Annotated in this window: 16 protein-coding genes; 11 read left to right on the top strand and 5 right to left on the bottom strand. The window is 45.0% G+C overall.

Translation table 11 applies throughout. From position 1 onward, the window contains the following. From L5M71_RS07035 to L5M71_RS06990, 10 genes are all read left to right on the top strand, one after another. On the top strand, nucleotides 1-474 hold the full coding sequence (locus tag L5M71_RS07035; RefSeq protein WP_263207917.1) for a hypothetical protein: 474 nt from the start codon (nucleotides 1-3) through the stop codon (nucleotides 472-474). Beyond that, on the top strand, nucleotides 474-854 hold the full coding sequence (locus L5M71_RS07030; RefSeq protein WP_263207913.1) for a hypothetical protein: 381 nt from the start codon (nucleotides 474-476) through the stop codon (nucleotides 852-854). The genes L5M71_RS07035 and L5M71_RS07030 overlap by 1 nt, the downstream gene beginning before the upstream one ends. An 87-nt stretch (nucleotides 855-941) precedes the next feature. Continuing rightward, nucleotides 942-1,154 carry a hypothetical protein gene (locus L5M71_RS07025; RefSeq protein ID WP_263207911.1) on the top strand — a complete coding sequence of 71 codons (213 nt, stop codon included), beginning with the start codon at nucleotides 942-944 and terminating at the stop codon, nucleotides 1,152-1,154. Beyond that, nucleotides 1,154-2,320 (top strand): phage tail protein, encoded by a 1,167-nt coding sequence (locus tag L5M71_RS07020; RefSeq protein WP_263207909.1) that lies wholly within the window; start codon nucleotides 1,154-1,156, stop codon nucleotides 2,318-2,320. Before L5M71_RS07025 ends, L5M71_RS07020 begins: the two co-directional genes overlap by 1 nt. Beyond that, nucleotides 2,320-2,826: a phage major tail tube protein gene (locus L5M71_RS07015; RefSeq protein ID WP_263207907.1), complete on the top strand. Its 507-nt coding sequence runs from the start codon at nucleotides 2,320-2,322 to the stop codon at nucleotides 2,824-2,826. The genes L5M71_RS07020 and L5M71_RS07015 overlap by 1 nt, the downstream gene beginning before the upstream one ends. 67 nt (nucleotides 2,827-2,893) lie before the next feature. Next, nucleotides 2,894-3,454 carry a phage tail assembly protein gene (locus L5M71_RS07010; protein WP_263207904.1) on the top strand — a complete coding sequence of 187 codons (561 nt, stop codon included), beginning with the start codon at nucleotides 2,894-2,896 and terminating at the stop codon, nucleotides 3,452-3,454. A 122-nt stretch (nucleotides 3,455-3,576) separates the two neighbouring features. After that, nucleotides 3,577-6,279 (top strand): phage tail tape measure protein, encoded by a 2,703-nt coding sequence (locus L5M71_RS07005; protein WP_263220660.1) that lies wholly within the window; start codon nucleotides 3,577-3,579, stop codon nucleotides 6,277-6,279. After that, the gene (locus tag L5M71_RS07000) at nucleotides 6,276-6,674 is read left to right on the top strand and encodes a phage tail protein (protein WP_263207896.1); all 399 of its coding nucleotides are present in this window, start codon (nucleotides 6,276-6,278) and stop codon (nucleotides 6,672-6,674) included. Before L5M71_RS07005 ends, L5M71_RS07000 begins: the two co-directional genes overlap by 4 nt. Next, a complete protein-coding gene (locus L5M71_RS06995; protein WP_263207894.1) occupies nucleotides 6,652-6,861 on the top strand; it encodes a tail protein X in 210 nt (69 codons plus the stop codon). Before L5M71_RS07000 ends, L5M71_RS06995 begins: the two co-directional genes overlap by 23 nt. After that, nucleotides 6,852-7,862, top strand: a complete 1,011-nt coding sequence (locus tag L5M71_RS06990; RefSeq protein ID WP_263207892.1) for a contractile injection system protein, VgrG/Pvc8 family — start codon at nucleotides 6,852-6,854, stop codon at nucleotides 7,860-7,862. The genes L5M71_RS06995 and L5M71_RS06990 overlap by 10 nt, the downstream gene beginning before the upstream one ends. 642 nt (nucleotides 7,863-8,504) lie before the next feature. Here L5M71_RS06990 and L5M71_RS06985 read toward each other — a convergent pair. From L5M71_RS06985 to L5M71_RS06975, 3 genes are all read right to left on the bottom strand, one after another. After that, nucleotides 8,505-9,731 (bottom strand): DUF819 domain-containing protein, encoded by a 1,227-nt coding sequence (locus L5M71_RS06985; RefSeq protein WP_263207888.1) that lies wholly within the window; start codon nucleotides 9,729-9,731, stop codon nucleotides 8,505-8,507. Nucleotides 9,732-9,769: 38 nt separating this feature from the next. Beyond that, the gene (locus tag L5M71_RS06980; RefSeq protein ID WP_028759678.1) at nucleotides 9,770-10,651 is read right to left on the bottom strand and encodes a LysR family transcriptional regulator; all 882 of its coding nucleotides are present in this window, start codon (nucleotides 10,649-10,651) and stop codon (nucleotides 9,770-9,772) included. 123 nt (nucleotides 10,652-10,774) lie between these two features. Next, nucleotides 10,775-11,803: a porin gene (locus L5M71_RS06975; protein ID WP_263207886.1), complete on the bottom strand. Its 1,029-nt coding sequence runs from the start codon at nucleotides 11,801-11,803 to the stop codon at nucleotides 10,775-10,777. 241 nt (nucleotides 11,804-12,044) lie between these two features. On the opposite strand from L5M71_RS06975, the gene L5M71_RS06970 reads away from it, so the two are divergent. After that, nucleotides 12,045-13,799 carry a flavocytochrome c gene (locus L5M71_RS06970; protein ID WP_263207884.1) on the top strand — a complete coding sequence of 585 codons (1,755 nt, stop codon included), beginning with the start codon at nucleotides 12,045-12,047 and terminating at the stop codon, nucleotides 13,797-13,799. Between the two features lie 465 nt (nucleotides 13,800-14,264). Here the strand turns inward: L5M71_RS06970 and L5M71_RS06965 are convergent, their stop codons facing one another. Together L5M71_RS06965 and L5M71_RS06960 are read right to left on the bottom strand one after the other, a co-directional pair. Further along, on the bottom strand, nucleotides 14,265-17,384 hold the full coding sequence (locus L5M71_RS06965; protein WP_263207882.1) for a multidrug efflux RND transporter permease subunit: 3,120 nt from the start codon (nucleotides 17,382-17,384) through the stop codon (nucleotides 14,265-14,267). Between the two features lie 16 nt (nucleotides 17,385-17,400). Continuing rightward, nucleotides 17,401-18,558, bottom strand: a complete 1,158-nt coding sequence (locus tag L5M71_RS06960; protein WP_263207880.1) for an efflux RND transporter periplasmic adaptor subunit — start codon at nucleotides 18,556-18,558, stop codon at nucleotides 17,401-17,403. Between the last annotated feature and the right edge of the window lie 28 nt (nucleotides 18,559-18,586).

Below are 18,586 nucleotides of genomic sequence, written 5' to 3'. Positions count from 1 at the left end.
ATGAATTTGGCACCATTTATAGACGGTACATCACTTATCAAATTAGATAGTTCTGTTACTTGGTCTGTATCAGATTCTAGTGCTGCATGTGTTTTTACTCCTATATCTGTTTCTGAGGTAGATGCCTCAGCCACAAATTTAAAGGATATTATGCGAATAGATATCCCTATGGGTAAAGTTGGCATTTTAAAAAGGGCGAGTATTGGATTTAACTCTACAGGGGGAACGGTAGGCGGCAGTTATCAGACAGCTGCACAGTTAGAGATTGATGGTGTTATTCGTTCCCAATACCCAGCCAGAAGCACTACTGCATCATCATTGCTATTAGCAGGTGGTGATGGTGATTATAATAATATTCAAGAATCAATTATCTCAAATAATATTCTGGTAGAGAGCTATCTTGTTATTCGTGGATATAAAGCAACAGCAAATAGAACATCAGCAAATGTGACGTTAATATTGGTAGATAAATAATGCAAACAATCATAACGCAAGGCGTAAAAGTCACGATACCAACAGAAGGAATATTAGGTTCTGGTATTGCCGAAGTTAATCCATATGCTGGCAATATGTCAGTTGAAAATGAACGAATTATTGGCACAGTAAATACTCCTATTCCTTTTAAAGTTCAATGCTCGCTGCCAATAAATGACTCGTTTGCTGTTCCATTAGAAGGACTGTTTGGCGCAATTGGTCGCACAGTGTCACTAACATTTATCGACGGTGTTGCAGAACGCGATGTTTTATTTGATGTGAGCGGTGAGTGGCGTATCACTGAATCACAAATCAATGCCCATTTGCCGTTTGGCAGTCAATTTAGATTTTCAGGTCTTGCAATTAGCATTACTGAATAACCCTCTCCAAAGGAGCTTAGGCTCCAATTTCGTGAAATTGCCCATCCTAGTGATGGGCATTTTTTTTACTTTTTTATAGGAGGCCGCATGGCTATCCAGAATAAAACGGTTAGCCAGCGCCAGAAATATGCGGTGCTGATTGCTTACCAATGCCCAAATCTAAAGTGCTGGCATCAAATCGGTGAGTCTGTAGAGCTCTTACCGATTGAGGCTCAATTCTTAATCCTGTCAGGCCATTTGTCCCCAGTAAATACTGAGTTAGCAGTGGTCTCTGATAAAGCAAAAAAGGGAGCTAACTAATGCCAGAGAATGCATCGTTTGTTCATAACGGGATCAGCATTGAACGCCATCCCGCGCCGCCGCCAATGGGGCCATTGGGTAGTGTCGTTTTAGGTTTAGTGGGTACGGCGCCAGGTGCAGATCCATTGTTGCCGAAAAACAGCCCCATTCGCGTCACTTATGGTGACATGGGTAAGTTAGATTTAGCCGGCACAGAAATCGGCACCTTGTGGCGCAGCTGCTATGAAATTTTGCGTCTGGTGTCAGTCCCTATCTACGTAGTCATTGTTGATGAAGGAGCTGATGCAGCTGAAACGGTCAATAATGTGATTGGTAAGAAAGATGCGGTTACAGGTCAGCGCACCGGCATTGAGGCTTTGGCTGATTGCCAAGAGAAGCCTACGCATATTGCTGCACCAGGATTTAATACAAAACCAGTTGCTGATGCTCTTGCGGCAATGGGTATGCGTTTGTTTGCGATCCCTGTTGGTGATGGTCCAAATACCAATGACAAGGCAGCAGTTGAATACTCAGCCGGCCTTGGCGGCGCTGGTACTGGATACGAGTCTTTCTATTTAGTCGATCCTCAAGTCTCGGTTTATAGCCAAGCCGCAAAAGGCAATGTGTACTTTTCCGCTGCTGCAATTGCGTTATCGTGTTTTGCCCGAGTTAAAGCGTGGGAAAGCCCTGCAAAGGGTGGCATGGGCGCCCTTATCGAAGGGACTGCCCGTGTTATTGATTACAACATCATGGACAAATCAACAAATGGTGATTTGTTGAACCGGAACGGTATTTCTTACTTTGCCAGAACGTCTATGGGCGGCTTCTCACTGATAGGTAACCGTTGTGTGATGGGGCGTTTCGTTTCTCAGGTCGGACTGGAATACGCCATTGTGCGTAAACTGGCTGCAACAGCGCAAAGAGCTATGGGGCGCAATCTCAGCAAGAGCTTTATGGAGCAAGAGATCACTAAGCTCAATTACTGGCTCAAGACGCTGCAGGCGGACGAAACCATTATGGGCGCGCAGGTTTATTTGCATCCCACGCTTAACACTGTTGATAACTATCGCAATGGCGAATGGCATATTGCGATCAAATACCACGGCTTCGCACCAAACGAGCACATGGTTTACCACTTAATTGAGGATGTTGGCATTGTCAAATCCTTTTTAGAAGGAATGCTGTAATGTCAGGACAACGCTCACGCATTACCCGCGCAGGGATGATTAATGGCCAACCATTAGTCAAGGAACTCGACGAGTTCACGCCGCCAGAAATCAAGAAAACCATGCAAGACACTCGTGGCGGTACTTTTGTTCCTGGACAAATCATGGTCGGTCTAGAAAAAATGAGCGCCAAGTTTAAGGTCAAAGGCGCTAACCAAGAGCTGCTATCAGCGTTTGGTTTATCAGCAGGCGAGATGTGCCAAGTCGATGTAAAAGAATCGCATCAAGACGAAGACGGTATCAAGTTCGCCATCGTTTACAGTCTTACCGGTGAAGTGATTAGTGTTACAGAGTCAGCCAGTAAAATGGGTGAACTCCCTGACCAAGATTTAGAAATGGCCATCAACGCTTATAAGAAAACCGAGAACGGCAAGATCATCTATGAAATTGATCGCAATGCGCAGATTGTGAATTTAGGCAATGGTGATTTGATGGTAGAACACCGCCGCAACATCGGTATGGCATAACACTTTTTAGTGCCGTTACAGCAAGGCCCCTCCTTTGGAGTGGGCCTTTTTTATTTTGGAGCAAGAAATGTTTGAACCTAAAACACATTTGTTAGTTTGGCCGATTAAAGATGACAAAGGGCAGGAATTAACCACGGTCACCATTAGCTTATTAACCATGGGCATGCACCGCCACCTAAGCAAAACCTATAAAGACACAGATCTATTGCGTAACTGTATTGGCGCAAGCACAGGATTAAGCACTAAAGCGCTTAAAAGTCTCGTCACACCAGATTACAACTCTATTCGTGACTTAGTGCTGGAGTTAATGCATGCCAGTGCGGCCACATTCATTGATGGTTTTGACTCGTCAGCAGATCCTGTTTTGCTTAACTCATTCCAAGGTGACGATGGTCAAGATAAAACATCGTATGTTCTGCGCCCACCGACCGTGGCCACGACAGACCTGATGGAAACTCACAAAGATGAATGGGAGCGAACTTTGTTTATCAGTGCGAGTTGTTCAGGTTTTTCTCATACCGAACTTGAACGTTTGAGCCTGCCAGATTGGAACTTATTGCAAGAGCGCTTGATTGATTTTTTGGAAGAATCGGCGGACTTCTTTCGCCAAAAGACGTTGAAGTCTTAACGGATGTGATCCCGCTGGTTTATCACGTATCCCCATCTGAAGTGTTGGGATGGCGCATTGATGAAGCTATGCGCCGTTATCACTTGGCGGCCGCAAAGTTAGGCATAAAAAAGGGGTAGGCCGTGGCAGATAATCAAACTAAAACGTCCATTATTTTATCGGCAGTCAATCAATTTAGTGGCCCCACGGACGATGCCACTAAGAGCGTCGGAAAACTCAGAAGCGCTGCAGTAGAAACAAGCACTCAATTAAAATCTTTGGGTGAAAAACAAAAGTTAGTTGATCGCTTTAAAGCCCTCTCTGCAACGCTTGACGACACCAGTCTAAAACTGGCGGCAGCTAAAGAGCAGACGAAGATTTTACAGAGCACCGAAGTTATTGGTGCCGCTGCGACTAAAAAGCATGCCGCAGAGCTTAAAGCGGCAGAACGGACAACAGCACAGCTAACCACTGCTTACGGAAAACAATCTCAAGAGCTAGGTGGATTGCGCCGAGACTTGGGTAATGCCGGTCTAAAAGTTAATGCGTTAGGTGCTGAAGAACTGCGTTTAGCAAAGCAAACTAACCAGGCTAACAAGGCCCTCGAAAGACAAACAGCGAACTTAAAGCAGGTTCAGACGTTACAAGGCCGCATCGATGCGAGGAATGCCCAAAAGCGTGAGTTAATCGGTGAAACGGCGGGTGTAGCAGCAATGGCTGCACCCATGGTTCTCGCTGGCAAGCGCTCTGTTGAGTACGAAAGCAAATTTGCCGATGTAAAGAAAGTTGTCAACTTTTCAAATGACAAGGAAGAAGCTGATTACCGCCGCCAGATGATGAAGATGGCTGGCACTTTAGGCGTAAAACAAGATGGCATTGCTGACATTGTTACCGCCGCAGGTCAATCAGGTATTGAAAAGGATCAATTATTACAGTTTGCCTCCGACGCCACAAAAATGAGTGTGGCATGGGATGTTTCGGCAGAAGAAGCCGGTTCGACATTAGCGACCTGGCGCGCTGCAATGGGGCTTACCCAGAAAAACGCCCTCGACCTTGCTGACGCAACCAACTACCTCAGCAATAACATGAACGCTAAGGCGAAAGATATTGCCGCTGTGATGGTTCGCCAAGGCTCTACAGCCATGGGTGCGGGTTTTAATTACAACGAGACAGCGGCGCTCTCAGCGAGTTTAATTGCCGGTGGCGCAACAGAAGAAACGGCATCTACAGCCCTTAAAAATATATCGGGCGCGTTAACGGCTGGATATTCGGCAACAGGTGGCCAGAAGCAAGCTCTGGATAAATTAGGGTTTGATCCAGAAGAACTTGCTACGGCCATGCAAGACGATGCTAAAGGGACTTTGCTAGGCGTTTTACGTGAACTGCAAGACGTATCAGCTGATGAACGTGGCGCGGTTATATCACAGCTGTTTGGCTCTGAAATCAAAGGCGCGGTATCTAAACTGGTCACCACTATGGATGACGACAAAAACGGTTTAGTTGCTGCTTTTGGTCGAGTGGCTAAACAGGCTGACCGCGCCGGCAGCGTTAACGATGAATTTACCAACAGATCTAAAACTCGCGAGCATTTACTCTCGCAATTGGGCGCTAAGTTTGACCGTATGACGATCACGTTAGGTGATCGTCTTCTGCCAGTTCTCGATGCAGTCGTTCCGCCACTGATGACAGTGGTTGATGCTGTTTCTGATTTTGCAGAGGCTAACCCAAAACTAACCAGCGGTTTACTTGGCGTTGCTGCTGCTATTGCAGTAGTGAAAGCCGGCGCCATTGCATTCAAGTTAGCGAAACTGACCATGGGAAACGGCCTAGACCGTTTTAAAATGGGCAGGCTTTCTAACTCCACGGATGCAACAACGGTTAGCGCTAATCGCGCGTCAAAAGCCCTTGATAGATTAAATCGCAAGTTAGGCGGCTTAGGAGGCAGTGGTGCAGGCGGTTATGGTCGAGACGGTAGAACGAGCCGCCGTGGTCGTGTCGCTCGACCTAGGGGCCGTCTAGGTCGTTTTGGCTCAGGTGCGAGCCGTTTATTTGGCACTGTTGGAGATTTTGCCAGTGGATTAATGCCCGACTTTGCTATGGCGGGTGCTAGTGACTCAGGAACTCGCCCAAAAAGGCGTGGCCGTTTTGGTGGTCGAGCCGGTCGCATGGCTGGACTGTTTGGCGGTGGTGCAGCGTTGTCTATGGTTTCAGGTGCTGCGTCCGCCGGTGATTTAGCTATGGCGGGTGCGGATATTGCCGGCGCAGCGGGTAGCGTGATGGATATGCTACCCGCCGGTGGCAGTGCATTACTCAAAGGTGCAGGTAAATTGTTCAAACCTGCTGACATCTTGCTTCAAGGCGCAGGATTAGCCTCTGCAGTTGCGGGCGGTGACTCTAAAAAAATAGGGGGTACTGCAGGTGACATGGTTGGTGGGTTAGGTGGTGCAGCAGCTGGTGCTATGGCGGGTGCGGCATTGGGATCAGTTGTTCCAATTATCGGCACTGCAGTGGGTGGCCTCATTGGTTCAATCGTAGGAGGTTTTGGTGGCGGCGCTGTGGGTGAGTGGGCCGGCACTAAAATTGGCGGATGGTTCAGTGAAGATAAGACTGACCAGCCACCGCCAACCGCTATTGCACAACAGACCAAGCAGCTTGAGCAAGTTAATCGCAACATAACCTTTTCACCCGTCATTCAGATCACACCTTCTGGCAATCCAGCCTATGACCAAAATGTTGGCAATGATCTTATGGCCAGAATGAAAGCAGAGCTTAGTCCTATGTTGCTAGGCAATAACGATGTAGCAACCAGGGCAGATAGCAGCTTATCTGATAGGAGTGATTCATGAGGCAAATGCTGGCATTAGGTGGTTTTGTGTTTTCGCTAAGCAAGGGAACGCCTTACGAGGGACTGCAGCGCACCAGCGATGGCGGTTGGGTAACAGTCCCTCGTTATGGTCAAAAACCTATCAGCCAAAATACGGGGCAAGCGTTAGAAAATATCAGCGTGAACGGAACCTGGTTCCGTGGTGATGGTATGGATAACATGGATAAGTTGCGGTCATTACAAGCCAGGCGCGTGCCGTTGGTATTGTCTGACGGTTATGGTCGCAACTTAGGGCTGTGGACTATTAAGCGGTTACAAGAGAAGCAAGAAAAGATTATTGATGACGGCACCGCATTTGTAGTCGGGTTTTCTATTGAGTTGGAGGAATACGCCGGTGATTACAATACGCAGTCGTGATGGTGATTCAGTTGCGCTGATTTTGTGGCAGCAAATGCAAAGGGATGATGATGAAGCCGAAGAAGCACTTTATCGGCTTAATCCTGGTCTTGAGAAATACGGTCCTATTTTACCTGCAGGTATTGTGATCACATTGCCAGAGTTAACAGATAAGGCGCCAGCCAAGGTGGTAAATGTATGGGATTAGGTTTTATTCCTCAAGTCAAAGTGAGTGGTCCAGGAGCGGCAATTATTAATAGCCGGCTAATCTCATGGGTACGAGTAGATGCATCGGGTATTCAATCAGATCAAATTACGTTAACAGTGGATACGGCTGGCCAGACGGGGCTACCGAAAGAGGGTGCCACGCTGCAGTGGTTTGAGGGTTATGACGGTAATTTAGTTGATAAAGGGGCCTATAAGATCACTCGTATTAGGCCAAAACTATATCCGCCGAGCATGACTATTATTGCGACTGCTGCGCCGTTTCAAATTGAAGATAAGACGAGATTTAAAGAACGTCGAACCCGCTCATTTGAAAACATCACGCTTGCCGAGCTGTTTAGGCAAGTGGTTAGTGCTCATGGGTTTAGTCCAAGAGTCGCAGCAGAGTTCGAAAGCGTTACCCTGGCACACATTGACCAAATAGACGAAACGGATAGCGCTTTTTTAACTCGTTTAGCTAAAGAGCGAGATGCAGTGGCCAAGCCGGTGAATGACCTCTATGTTTTGGCTAAGCGTGGGCAAGTTAAAACTATCACCGGCCAGACAATACCGCCGATCGTGATAGGCGTCCCAGGTAATAACGATCCTGCTGATACTGGACAATTTATTAATTGTGAATTAGACAAACCTAGCCGGCCAAACTTCAGTGGAGTTAAGGCAAAATGGACTGATAGCACGACAGGGCAAGAGCATGAAGTGCTTGATGGCCAAGAGCCATTTAAGAAGCTAAGACAAGCCTACGAAAGCGCAGACATAGCGCAACAAGCCTGCCGCGCTGAGTTAGATAAAGTCCATCGTCAGGGCTCTAGTGTCCGATTGGATTTGCCAGGTGATCCTTACTTGGTGGCCGAAGGGATTATGACGCTTAATGATTCGTTCCCTGCCGAAATGGCTGGCGCGTGGTCTATTGATAAAGTCACAGCCAGAGGTGACAGCAAAGGCGGTTACCGATGTTCGGTAATGGCCACACAACCTTCCAAATAAAGTTATTATTCTTGGTATCGGAGATTTATGTTCTATTAAATTGTATTCAGCTATCACTGTGTTATCAAAAATAGTATCCCTAAATTTGGTTGAAATTCATGGTTAAACTAACTGTAACCTATTGATTGCACAAAGCGCACGTTTTGTATTTAATGAAAATTAGGCAAAATTTTCACAGTAATAAATAAGTAATTAATTGAAATATACCTGTTTATTTACAACGTGTTACTGTAAACTCAGTTTGAGTCATGGGGTGTCAGGGGTCGGAGGTTCGAATCCTCTCATACCGACCAAATTCCTCTTTTTATAAGAGTTAAAAAGCCTGCAAACTTAATCGTTTGCAGGCTTTTTTATTTTAGTGCGATTTTTAAATTCATTTTAGTCATACCAAAAGACTGAGGTATATGTATGGTAAAGTGTCTCCAGTTTGAATCATGAAAAAACATAACAAATATGGGCAGGCTGCGCGTAGCTGCGACTTTATCACAGTGTTGAATCACCCCGAGGTTTGATTGATAGGGGGGATGTATAAGTTGTATTGTTAAATAGAAATTTTCTGAAAGCTTTGGGTAGTGCTTTGAAGATTCAGAAGTGGCATTTATTGGGAGCAAAAAATTAGTTGGACACACTTTTGTTCCCATCTTATGGTTGAATAAACTGCATTAAAAAACCCAAATACCACGCCAACAAAGACGCCCAAGTATAACCCCAAACTGCCATCAATAAAGCAGCGGAAGCCAGCCTTGGGTGAAAAGCGCTGGCGATAACTGGTGCAGAAGCCGCACCACCAATATTACACTGACTCGCGATCGCGAAGTACATGATAGGTAATCGAAAAAATACAGTAAAAATAAATAAGATAATAATGTGTATAGAGAACCAAATAAGAGCGATACAAACGTAATAGGGCGCGGCGCTCAATGCGCTAATATCAAAGTTCAACCCCATCAACATTATCATGATATAGATAAAAAAAAGAGCTGCCTGCTGAGTTTCCTTGACTAACACATGTCTTGCATTTGTTAATGAAAATAATAATCCTAAAAAAGTTGCAATTAATACTGACCAAAAAAATTCAGAAGTAAGATTGTATTTAAATAAGTGTGGGAAACTATTAGCGATTCTTGTTGCAAGGAAGGATGATAATTTTTCACTGAAGAAAATTACAATGAAAAAAGTCAAGCTCAATATCAGAATCCAATAATAGCTTGTTTGTTTTCCTATCACTTTACGTTTGATGTCAGTGCAAAATATCGGTCTATAGCTTTTATCAGCTTTCAAGAAATCATCGATTTTATCTTGGCGTTCTGCAATGAAAAGTAATATAACCATCCATATACCGGAAAAAAGAATATTAATAGCCATCATTACCGCAAATACGGCATCACCGACACTGTGGATTTCTTTTACAGCCAATTGATTGGCGGTTCCGCCAAGCCAGTTTGCCATCAGTGTTGACATGCCTTTCCAGGCAGCATTATCTCCCTGCCAGACGAGTTCGTTCGGAAAAAATATAGAGCCTAACCATAGGCTTAATGGACCGCCAATACAGATGCTCACAGCACCTAGCACGTACATACCGAGAAGTTTTTTTCCCACTAAACTGAGAGCAAAGAAATCGGTACCTAAAATCAGCAAAAATAAACAACCGGGCATTAAGTGTGTTTTTGCCATTTCGCTAAGTTGATTATGACTTGCATCAATAATATTTAGCGAGCTAAAGATGGCAGGTAAGGTGTAGCACATTAGCATCAGTGGAAAAATACGATAAAATTGCTTAAAAAGTGTAATAGAGGATGTGTGTGTATAAAATAAACCACATAGTAAAAAGACTAAAAAAAATCCTATTCCAAGATCTGATGATATCAATTAAATTCACCTAGTAAGAATAGCTGGTATACATTATTTTACAGTAGCTTACTAAAGGCTAGGAAACTCATGCTTAATGCAGATAATTCTTCTCCTTCACGCTGAATTGACCAATAAGTTCGTTTATAATCCCACCCATCCACAGGTAATAAAATAAGGTCTTTTCTTGCTAATTCAGCGTCAATCGCTAATAGGGGTAATACACTCAAACCTATACCTGTTCCAATTGCCCTTTTAATAGAGCCAATGGTTGACATGCAGATTTCATCACGAACGTGGATATTTAAGCTTTTTAATAACTGAATTGCACGAATTCGAGAGAACGATGATTCATGGTCGAATATCCACAATTGTTCACTAAGCCAAGATTTTGTATTTAAACCATTTGCAGCAGGATGAGTTACGCCACTCACAATGCAAAGATTATCTTGTAACCAATGCTCACAAATGAGATTTTTACTCGCGGGTTTAGCATCAATAAAGCCTAAGTCTAGTTCTTTTTCTGAAACCATTTTTTCAATAACTAAACTATTATCAATGACTAGTTTTATTTTTACATCGGGATATTGGTTCTTAAATAATGGAATTTTTTTAGATAATACATAGTTACCAGCAGTCTTACTGCTCCCAATGGTTAACGTCCCCTTAATGCCATGTTCAGGGAATGAAAATATATTTTCTAACTCTTTTCCCTTGGATAGCATTTCATTAGCATAAGGTAATATTATTTCTCCATGCGCATTTACAACCAAACCTCCCGCCACTCGCTCAAATAATCTGCAGCCTAAAGAACTTTCTAATTCTTTAAGTGCCATACTTACAGCAGGCGTTGACATATGAAGTACTTTTGCCGCTTTTGAGATCTGCCTCTCAGAATGTATGGCTTTAAAGATCATCAATTGTCTTAATGTTATCCGCATCAAATGCTCCGCGAGGGGGAAATCAGTTATACTAACAGTATAATAGTTTAAAACGATAAATAATTAACATGATAAATATCTGATTTTTATAAAGCGGCTATTTAGCCGCTTTATCTATAGAGGTTAAAATAGATATCTTGTAGATACAAAAATGAGAGTGTCATCAAACTCAGTATGTCCTTTGACGTCAGTATAGTCACCATCAAAATAGGAAATACCTACCCCAAAAGTCAAATCCTTTTGAGCCTTAAAATCAACGCCTACTGAATATTGACTTGCATCACTCTCTCTTAGTGTTTTTAGATCTGCTCCGGCATTTTTTGTCACTTTACCCAGCCCAGCATCATCTTTTAAATATTGAAATTTTATATCATATTTATTAATAGGAATAACCATACTTAACAGGTAGGAGTTACCTTTAATATTATCATAAATACTTGACTCAGAGCGCTGGTACATAGCCCCCAATTTTACGGATGAAATAGCAACACCACCCACCAGTCTTGTTGCCTCTAACTGGTTCAATCCATCAGCATAGGCTATTGAAATATAGTGACTATTCTTTTTAAATGCAGCATCGCCTAGGGAAAAACTAATTGCATAATTGTTTTGTTTATCAGAAAGTTCTGGATTTTTTTGATTAAAATCCTTTTCAAAAACATAACTAATACCCATAGTAACACCTGCGACCTTAGCGCTATTTAATGTTACCGAATCGCCTAATCTATCGTTACCTGCAATGATCATATTCATATCGCTTGAGGTAATATTAAATAAATCCACTTTACCTTCAGCACTTTTAAAAACGGTATCATTTCTTCCGAAAACAGCTGAACCATAGTTAGTTTTAAAACCTAAGTATGAGTTTCTCGGTTTGAAAATATTAGAATCATCGTTATCAAAGCTTTCTATCCCTGCTTCAAATTTATATAACAAGCTAAAATTATCATATACACTATACTCACCTTTAACGCCTAAATATGATGCATAATTTTCAAGGGAAAATCCATTAACTTTTTCGTTACCAGAAAGACCATTACTTGAGTTGGCCACACCAAGCCACAGTCTTCCATAAAAATCTAGTGGCTCAGATAAAGCTGGAGTTGAACAAATTAAAATTAAACTAAAACCAATATATTTAGTGTTTTTCATCGACATCACCTTTTTAGAATGTAAAAGCAATGCCATATTAGAGATTTAAGCAAACACATCTCCGCTTTAGATCACATCTAATCAACAAAAATATCGTGTTAAGCATAACTTAAAGTGTGTTAAGTTATATTTAATAATTTCAATTTATTGCTCAATGTCACTATTTAAAAAAATTAAGAAACTATCATCACGCCAAATCTTACCAAAATAAAAACTGGAGAATTGCATGAGGATAAAATACTTGAGTATTATTGTCTGTTCGATTTTAACGGCGTCATCATGGGCTGCTGATAATAAAAATGATTTAGCATCATTCCATAAAGATGTTAATGGTTGTAAAACCTGCCATACAGCACCCAATAAAGTGAGCGATAGCGAGACATTTGAAAATAAACAATGTAAATCCTGCCATGGTGATTATGGAAAACTAGCAAATCCCAAACTAGAAATTGACCCACATTCTTCACACTTAGGTGATATTAATTGTACGTCTTGTCATAAAGGACATGAACAACCAAAGTTATATTGTAATGAATGTCATTCATTTAAAGGGCTCGACATGCCTTTTAATAAAGCCAAATCTAAAGAACCGTGGGACAAAGGTTGGGATAATGAAGCAATAAATAAAGCGATAGCTGCAGGTCCTAAAGAAACAACGGATGTGATTGTTGTTGGAGCCGGTAGTGCTGGATTTAATGCTGCGATTGCAGCTAAAAAGGCTGGGGCTAACGTTATATTGCTTGATAAAGCACCATTTAGTGGTGGTAACTCTATGCTCGCCGCTGGCGGGTATAATGCTGTGGGTACAGTTCAGCAAAAAGATCATAAAGTCGATGATAAAATCGAATGGTATGTCGAAGATACAATGAAAGGCGGTCGATATGCTAACGACCCTAAATTGGTACAAATATTAGCGGAGCAATCGGCTGATGGCATTAAATGGTTAGAATCTTTGGGCGCCAATATGGATGATTTAAAACGCTCTGGCGGCGCTAGAGTCGATAGAACACATCGTCCATCTGGTGGTTTAAGTGTTGGTCCACATATTATTGATGTACTAAGAAAAGCATCGGATAAAGAAGGGGTTGATACAAGACTCAACTCCAAAGTTGTTAAATTGGTTGTTGATGATGAACAAAAAATTGTGGGTGTTGTCATCCACGGTAAGCACTCTGGTCACTATATGGTTGCAGCTAAGTCGGTTGTTTTAGCCACAGGTGGTTATGGGTTTAACAAAGAAATGATTGCTTTTTATCGCCCTACATTTAAAGGCATGACAAGTTCAAATAATATCACTTCAACTGGGGATGGTATTGAACTTGCTAAAGCAGTCGGTGCAAGTATGACTGATATTGATTGGATCCAGACACATCCAACAGTAGGAAAAGATAGCCGTATATTAATTTCAGAAACGGTTCGAGGTGTCGGGGCCATAATGGTTAATAAAGAAGGCAATCGCTTTATCAATGAATTAACAACTCGAGATAAAGCCTCCGATGCCATTCTAAAACAGCCTGAACAATATGCTTGGCTAGTATTTGATAATGAATTATATAAAAAAGCTAAAATGGTTCAGGGGTATGATCATTTAGAAATGCTTGAAAAGGCCAATACTGTTGCAGAGCTTGCAAAAATAACAGGAATGACTCCAAGTGTTTTAGACAAAACTATCACAAACTACAACCATTATTTCAAACAGGGTAAAGATGAGGCATTTAACCGTGAGCAGATGCCACTATCAATAGAAAAATCTCCTTATTATGCCGTAAAAGTTGCTCCTGGCATCCATCATACTATGGGGGGGGTTGCCATTGACACTAAAGCTGAAGTACTCGATATACAAAGCCAACCGCTTAAAGGTTTATTTGCGGCGGGAGAGGTGACTGGTGGTGTTCATGGGTATAATCGACTGGGGGGGAATGCTGTCGCTGATACCGTGATTTTCGGTAAAATCGCAGGGACAAATGCTGCTAAACATGCTCTAAATACAAAGTAACACTAAATCAGTGAGAGACTCGTTACTGTCTCTCACAACATCTCAAGTTTTATTCATCGTAAATATTAGCAATAAAATTATTGCTTGAGTTAAAGTACTCCCCTGCTATTTTTTGAGAGGCTAATGTAGCCTCTCTTTTTTATTTGTCGGCAGCATTAGATATCAGGGATTTTGCTCACTTTTCGATGGCTTCATCTTTTTAAATAGCGCGGGAATATTGGCGAAATGTACTTACTCTTTCCATGAATCGAATAATAGACTGTAGGCGAGTCCAGCATCGCACCACTTCTTAGAGAACCAATTACAGATTTGAACGTCGGAACCTTAAGCCGGATACGCAGTAACGATTACTATCACTGAACCTACATTTCCAGCGTTTAAAATTATTACACATATATTGATCAGCTTTAATGCTCAATAGGATTGTGTTGCTCTGTTTCCTACAGAGCATCAAAGCGGGTGAGGCTATTTGGCAGTATTATGCCGCGCAAGCCAGGCACTCAAGCGCTCTTGGGTGCCGATGACAAAGACAAAAAACGCCGGTACGAAGAATATTGCCAGCAAGGTGCCACTGAGCATGCCACCGAATACGCCAGTACCGATTGCATGCTGAGTTTCGGCGCTGGCACCGCTAGCAAGCATTAAGGGCACCACTCCGAGAGTAAATGCCAATGACGTCATCAGAATGGGACGCAGACGCAAGCGTGCAGCAGTCACTGCTGCATCTATCAGCGTATGGCCCTCGGCGTGCAGTTGGCGGGCGAACTCGACGATGAGGATAGCATTTTTTGCCGATAGACCGATGATGGTGATCATTCCCACCTTGAAGAACACATCGTTAGGCATATCACGCAATATTACTGCCGTTACAGCGCCCAGCAGACCCAGCGGCACGACCAACATCACCGACAGTGGGATCGACCAGCTTTCGTACAACGCAGCGAGTACCAGAAATACTACCAGAGCGGACAGCAACATTAGCAACGGTGCCTGCGCCGCCGATTGGCGCTCTTGCAATGATGCCCCCGTCCACGCTACTGCGAACCCTTGTGGCAACTGCGCCACTAAGCGTTCCATCTCGGTCATCGCTGCGCCGCTGGAAACGCCTGCTGCCGCGCCCCCGGAAATACGCATAGCCGGGAAGCCCTGAAAGCGCATCATTTGCTGTGGCGACTCTTTCCATTCAGCCGTCACTACTTCCCGTAGAGGCACCATGCCACCACTTGAATTACGCACGCGCAGGCTGAGCACGTCGTCCAATTGCATTCGTGCCGTAGCGTCGGCCTGCAGTATGACCTGCTGCATACGTCCATTATTTGGGAAATCATTGACATACAGTGATCCCATGGCCGCCGAAAGTGTGCTGCTTACCGCGGCGAAGGACAGACCCATAGCCTCGGCTTTTGACCGATTGATATTCAGGCTAATGCTCTCACCGGGCGGCAGGCCGTCTGGGTAGACATCGCTGACCACCTCGCTCTGCGCAGCCAGTGCCAGTAATTGTGTCTGTGCAGCTATCAATGCAGCCTCGCCCCGGTTAGCTCTATCCTGCAGGAACAGAGTGAAACCTGAGGATGTGCCCAGCTCGTCGATGGCTGGCGGCATCAGGCTCATCACTGTGCCTTCAACGTTATCAGCCATAGCTTGCTGCGCCAGTGCTGCTTCTTCGGCAGCCGTAGCACCATTACGCTGATCCCAATCTTTAAGCATAGTAAAAGCCATGGCGGCATTGGGGCCGGAGCCTGCAAAGCTAAAGCCCAGCACTACCATATTTGCATCCAGCGTTGGGCGCGATGCGACGTGCGCCTCGTAGGCTTTGACCACATCCAGCGTGCGCTCGCTGGTAGCGCCTGTGGGTAATTGGATGGAGGTCATGAAATAGCCTTGATCCTCTTCTGGCAGGAAGGACGACGGCAATTGCCCAGCAGCGATGACTAGCACCATGCAGAGTACGGCGAATGCTGCCATCATACGTCCACTGCGTCCAACCAATCGTGCTACGCGTTCACTGTAGCCTGCGGTGAGTTGTTCAAATCCACGGTTGAAGGCGCCGAAGAAACCGCCTTTTTGATGGTGTTCAGCACTAACTGGGCGCAGTAGCGTGGCGCATAGTGCTGGCGTTAGGGTCAGTGCGAGGAAGGCCGAAAACAGAATAGACACCGCCATCGACAAAGTGAACTGTTGATAGATCACTCCCACTGAGCCGCTGCCGAAGGCCATGGGGATGAATACGGCGGTCAGCACTAGCGTGATACCGATCACCGCACCGGTAATTTCCTTCATCGCCTGTGAGGTTGCCTCCCGCGGCGACAGTCCTTGGGTAGCCATCAGCCGCTCAACGTTTTCCACCACCACAATAGCGTCGTCAACAATAATGCCAATGGCCAGCACCATGCCGAACATGGTCAGCGAGTTGATTGAGAAGCCTGCCAGTAACATCACCGCGAAGGTACCGAGTAGCGCTATGGGCGCGACGATAGCAGGTATAAGTGTGTAGCGCAGGTTCTGAAGGAACAGGAACATCACGATAAATACCAGCGCCATAGCTTCAAACAGGGTATAGATTACTTTTTCGATAGACACTTTGACGAAGGGAGCTGTATCGAATGGCACTGAATAGTTCATGCCAGCTGGCATCATCGGCGCCAGTTCTGCTAGGCGTTCACGTACCGCAGAAGCTGTGCGTACAGCGTTGGCTCCTGGCGAGAGCTGGATAGCAGCACTGGTCGCCGCCACACCATTCTCACGGTTAGAAAAACCATAGGACTGAGCGCCCAGCTCGACCCGAGCCACATCTGCGAGCACCAATTTTGCGCCATCGGCACCGGCACGTAGGACGATAGCAGAGAACTCCTCGGGCGTGCTGAGTTGTCCTTGCACTGTTAGGGGGACCGTCAGTCGTTGTCCCTGTAAGACAGGTTCATCACCGAGTCGCCCTGGGGCTATTTGTGCGTTTTGCTGCTCAATAGCGATAGCAAGGTCGTTCATTGTCAGGCTATAGGCGGTGAGTTTATTCGGGTCTACCCAGACGCGCATAGCCTGCTCAGCACCGAATAATTGCACGCGACCAACACCGTCGATTCGGCGCAGCTCCTCGACAATATTGCGCGCTAAATAGTCGTTTAGCGCGATTTCGTCGAATTGGCCGTTTGGAGATGTCATACCAATCATCATCAAAAAGCTTGAAGCGGCCGACTCAACCTGCAGACCGCTCTGCCGTACAACTTGAGGTAGGCGTGGTTCGACAGCCTTAATACGATTTTGCACGTCCACTTGGGCCATTTCAGCATTCGTGCCCGGTTTAAAGGTGGCGGTGATTTTTGCACTGCCCGAGCTGTCAACTGATGATTCGAAGTAGAGTAAGTTCTTCACTCCTGACAATTCGCGCTCGACAAGGCTTACTACAGAGTCATTAAGTGTCTGTGGCGTGGCTCCTGGATAAGCGGCATAAATGCTCACCGACACGGGTGCCACTGATGGGTAGCGGGAGATGGGTAATTGTGGAATGGCGATAACGCCAATCAGTACGATAAATAAGGCTATCACCCAAGCAAATACTGGGCGGTTGATGAAAAACTGCGGCATGGCGACTTCTCCAAATTTAGCGCACGACAGCGCTAAGTTGCTGATTAGCAATAGTAGGTTGCCAAGGGCGCGCGACGACCTGCGCAGTTGGGCTTAGGCGTTCGATGCCTTCAACAACTATCTGCTGACCAGCGCTTAGGCCGGATACTACGTGATAGTGACCTGCCACCAATTCATCGATCTTTATTGCCACAGGCTGCACCTTAGCTTGCTCATCAAGCACCCACACTTGGGGTTGACCCGCCTTGCGAGTCACTGCCTGCTGAGGCACGTTCAGCGTCGTAGGATAGTAAGTTTGTGGAATGCGAGCTTTTACGTAAAGACCGGGTAACAGACGATGCTGCGGGTTATCTACCAGTACGCGCAGCAGTACATCGCCAGTACCTGCATCTACCTGAATACCTGAAAATAAGATATGCCCTTGCATGCCAAGAGGCTCGCCACCACTGCTTAGGATCTCAACAGCCAACTCTGGGAGTCTTGAGCTTGCCTGCTGACGCATCGCTTCCAGCATTGATGCTGGAAGACGTACATCAACGTACACTTGGTTGATTTGTTGGATCCTCGCCATGGGTGTGGTATCGGTCGGTGAGACCAATGCACCTTCGCTCACTAAAGCTTCATCTATACGTCCGGAGATGGGGGCTTCGACGCTGGCAAATTTTAGATCTAACTGACGCCGTGCCAGCGTAGCTTTGGTTTGGGCTACATCTGCGGCAGCCTGATCACGCAGGGAAATAGCATCGTCATGCATTTGTTGGCTGACGGCCTTGGTTTGTATCAAAGAGGCTAAGCGATCGGCTTCTTGACGAGCCCGAACCCATACCGCTTCGGCACGCTGTAACGCTGCAGCAGCAATATCGACATCAGCTTTAAATGGCGCTGGATTTATTTGAAACAGCACAGTGCCAGATGTTATCTCGGCGCCCTGTTCGAAGAGACGACCTTGCACTATGCCGCTAATTTGCGCGCGGATCTCAGCGCTGCGAACCGCAGCGACACGACCGGGCAGATCTTTAGTCACCAATAGTTCTTCATTTTTTAATGTCATCACTGACACTTGAACCGGAGCAGTTGTCTCTTCATCCTGTACCGCTGAATCACAACCTACCAATCCCAACACGGCAATTCCTACAACTAACACAAAGCTTAAGTGCCGCTGTTTGATGTACATAATCTACTCTCCTCAATGTACAGCGATC

The sequence above is a fragment of the Shewanella sp. SW1 genome, assembly GCF_025653545.1.
Lineage (GTDB): Bacteria > Pseudomonadota > Gammaproteobacteria > Enterobacterales > Shewanellaceae > Shewanella > Shewanella oncorhynchi.
Note: the sequence above shows the minus strand (reverse complement) of the source record. Positions and strands in the feature narration are given on the sequence as shown.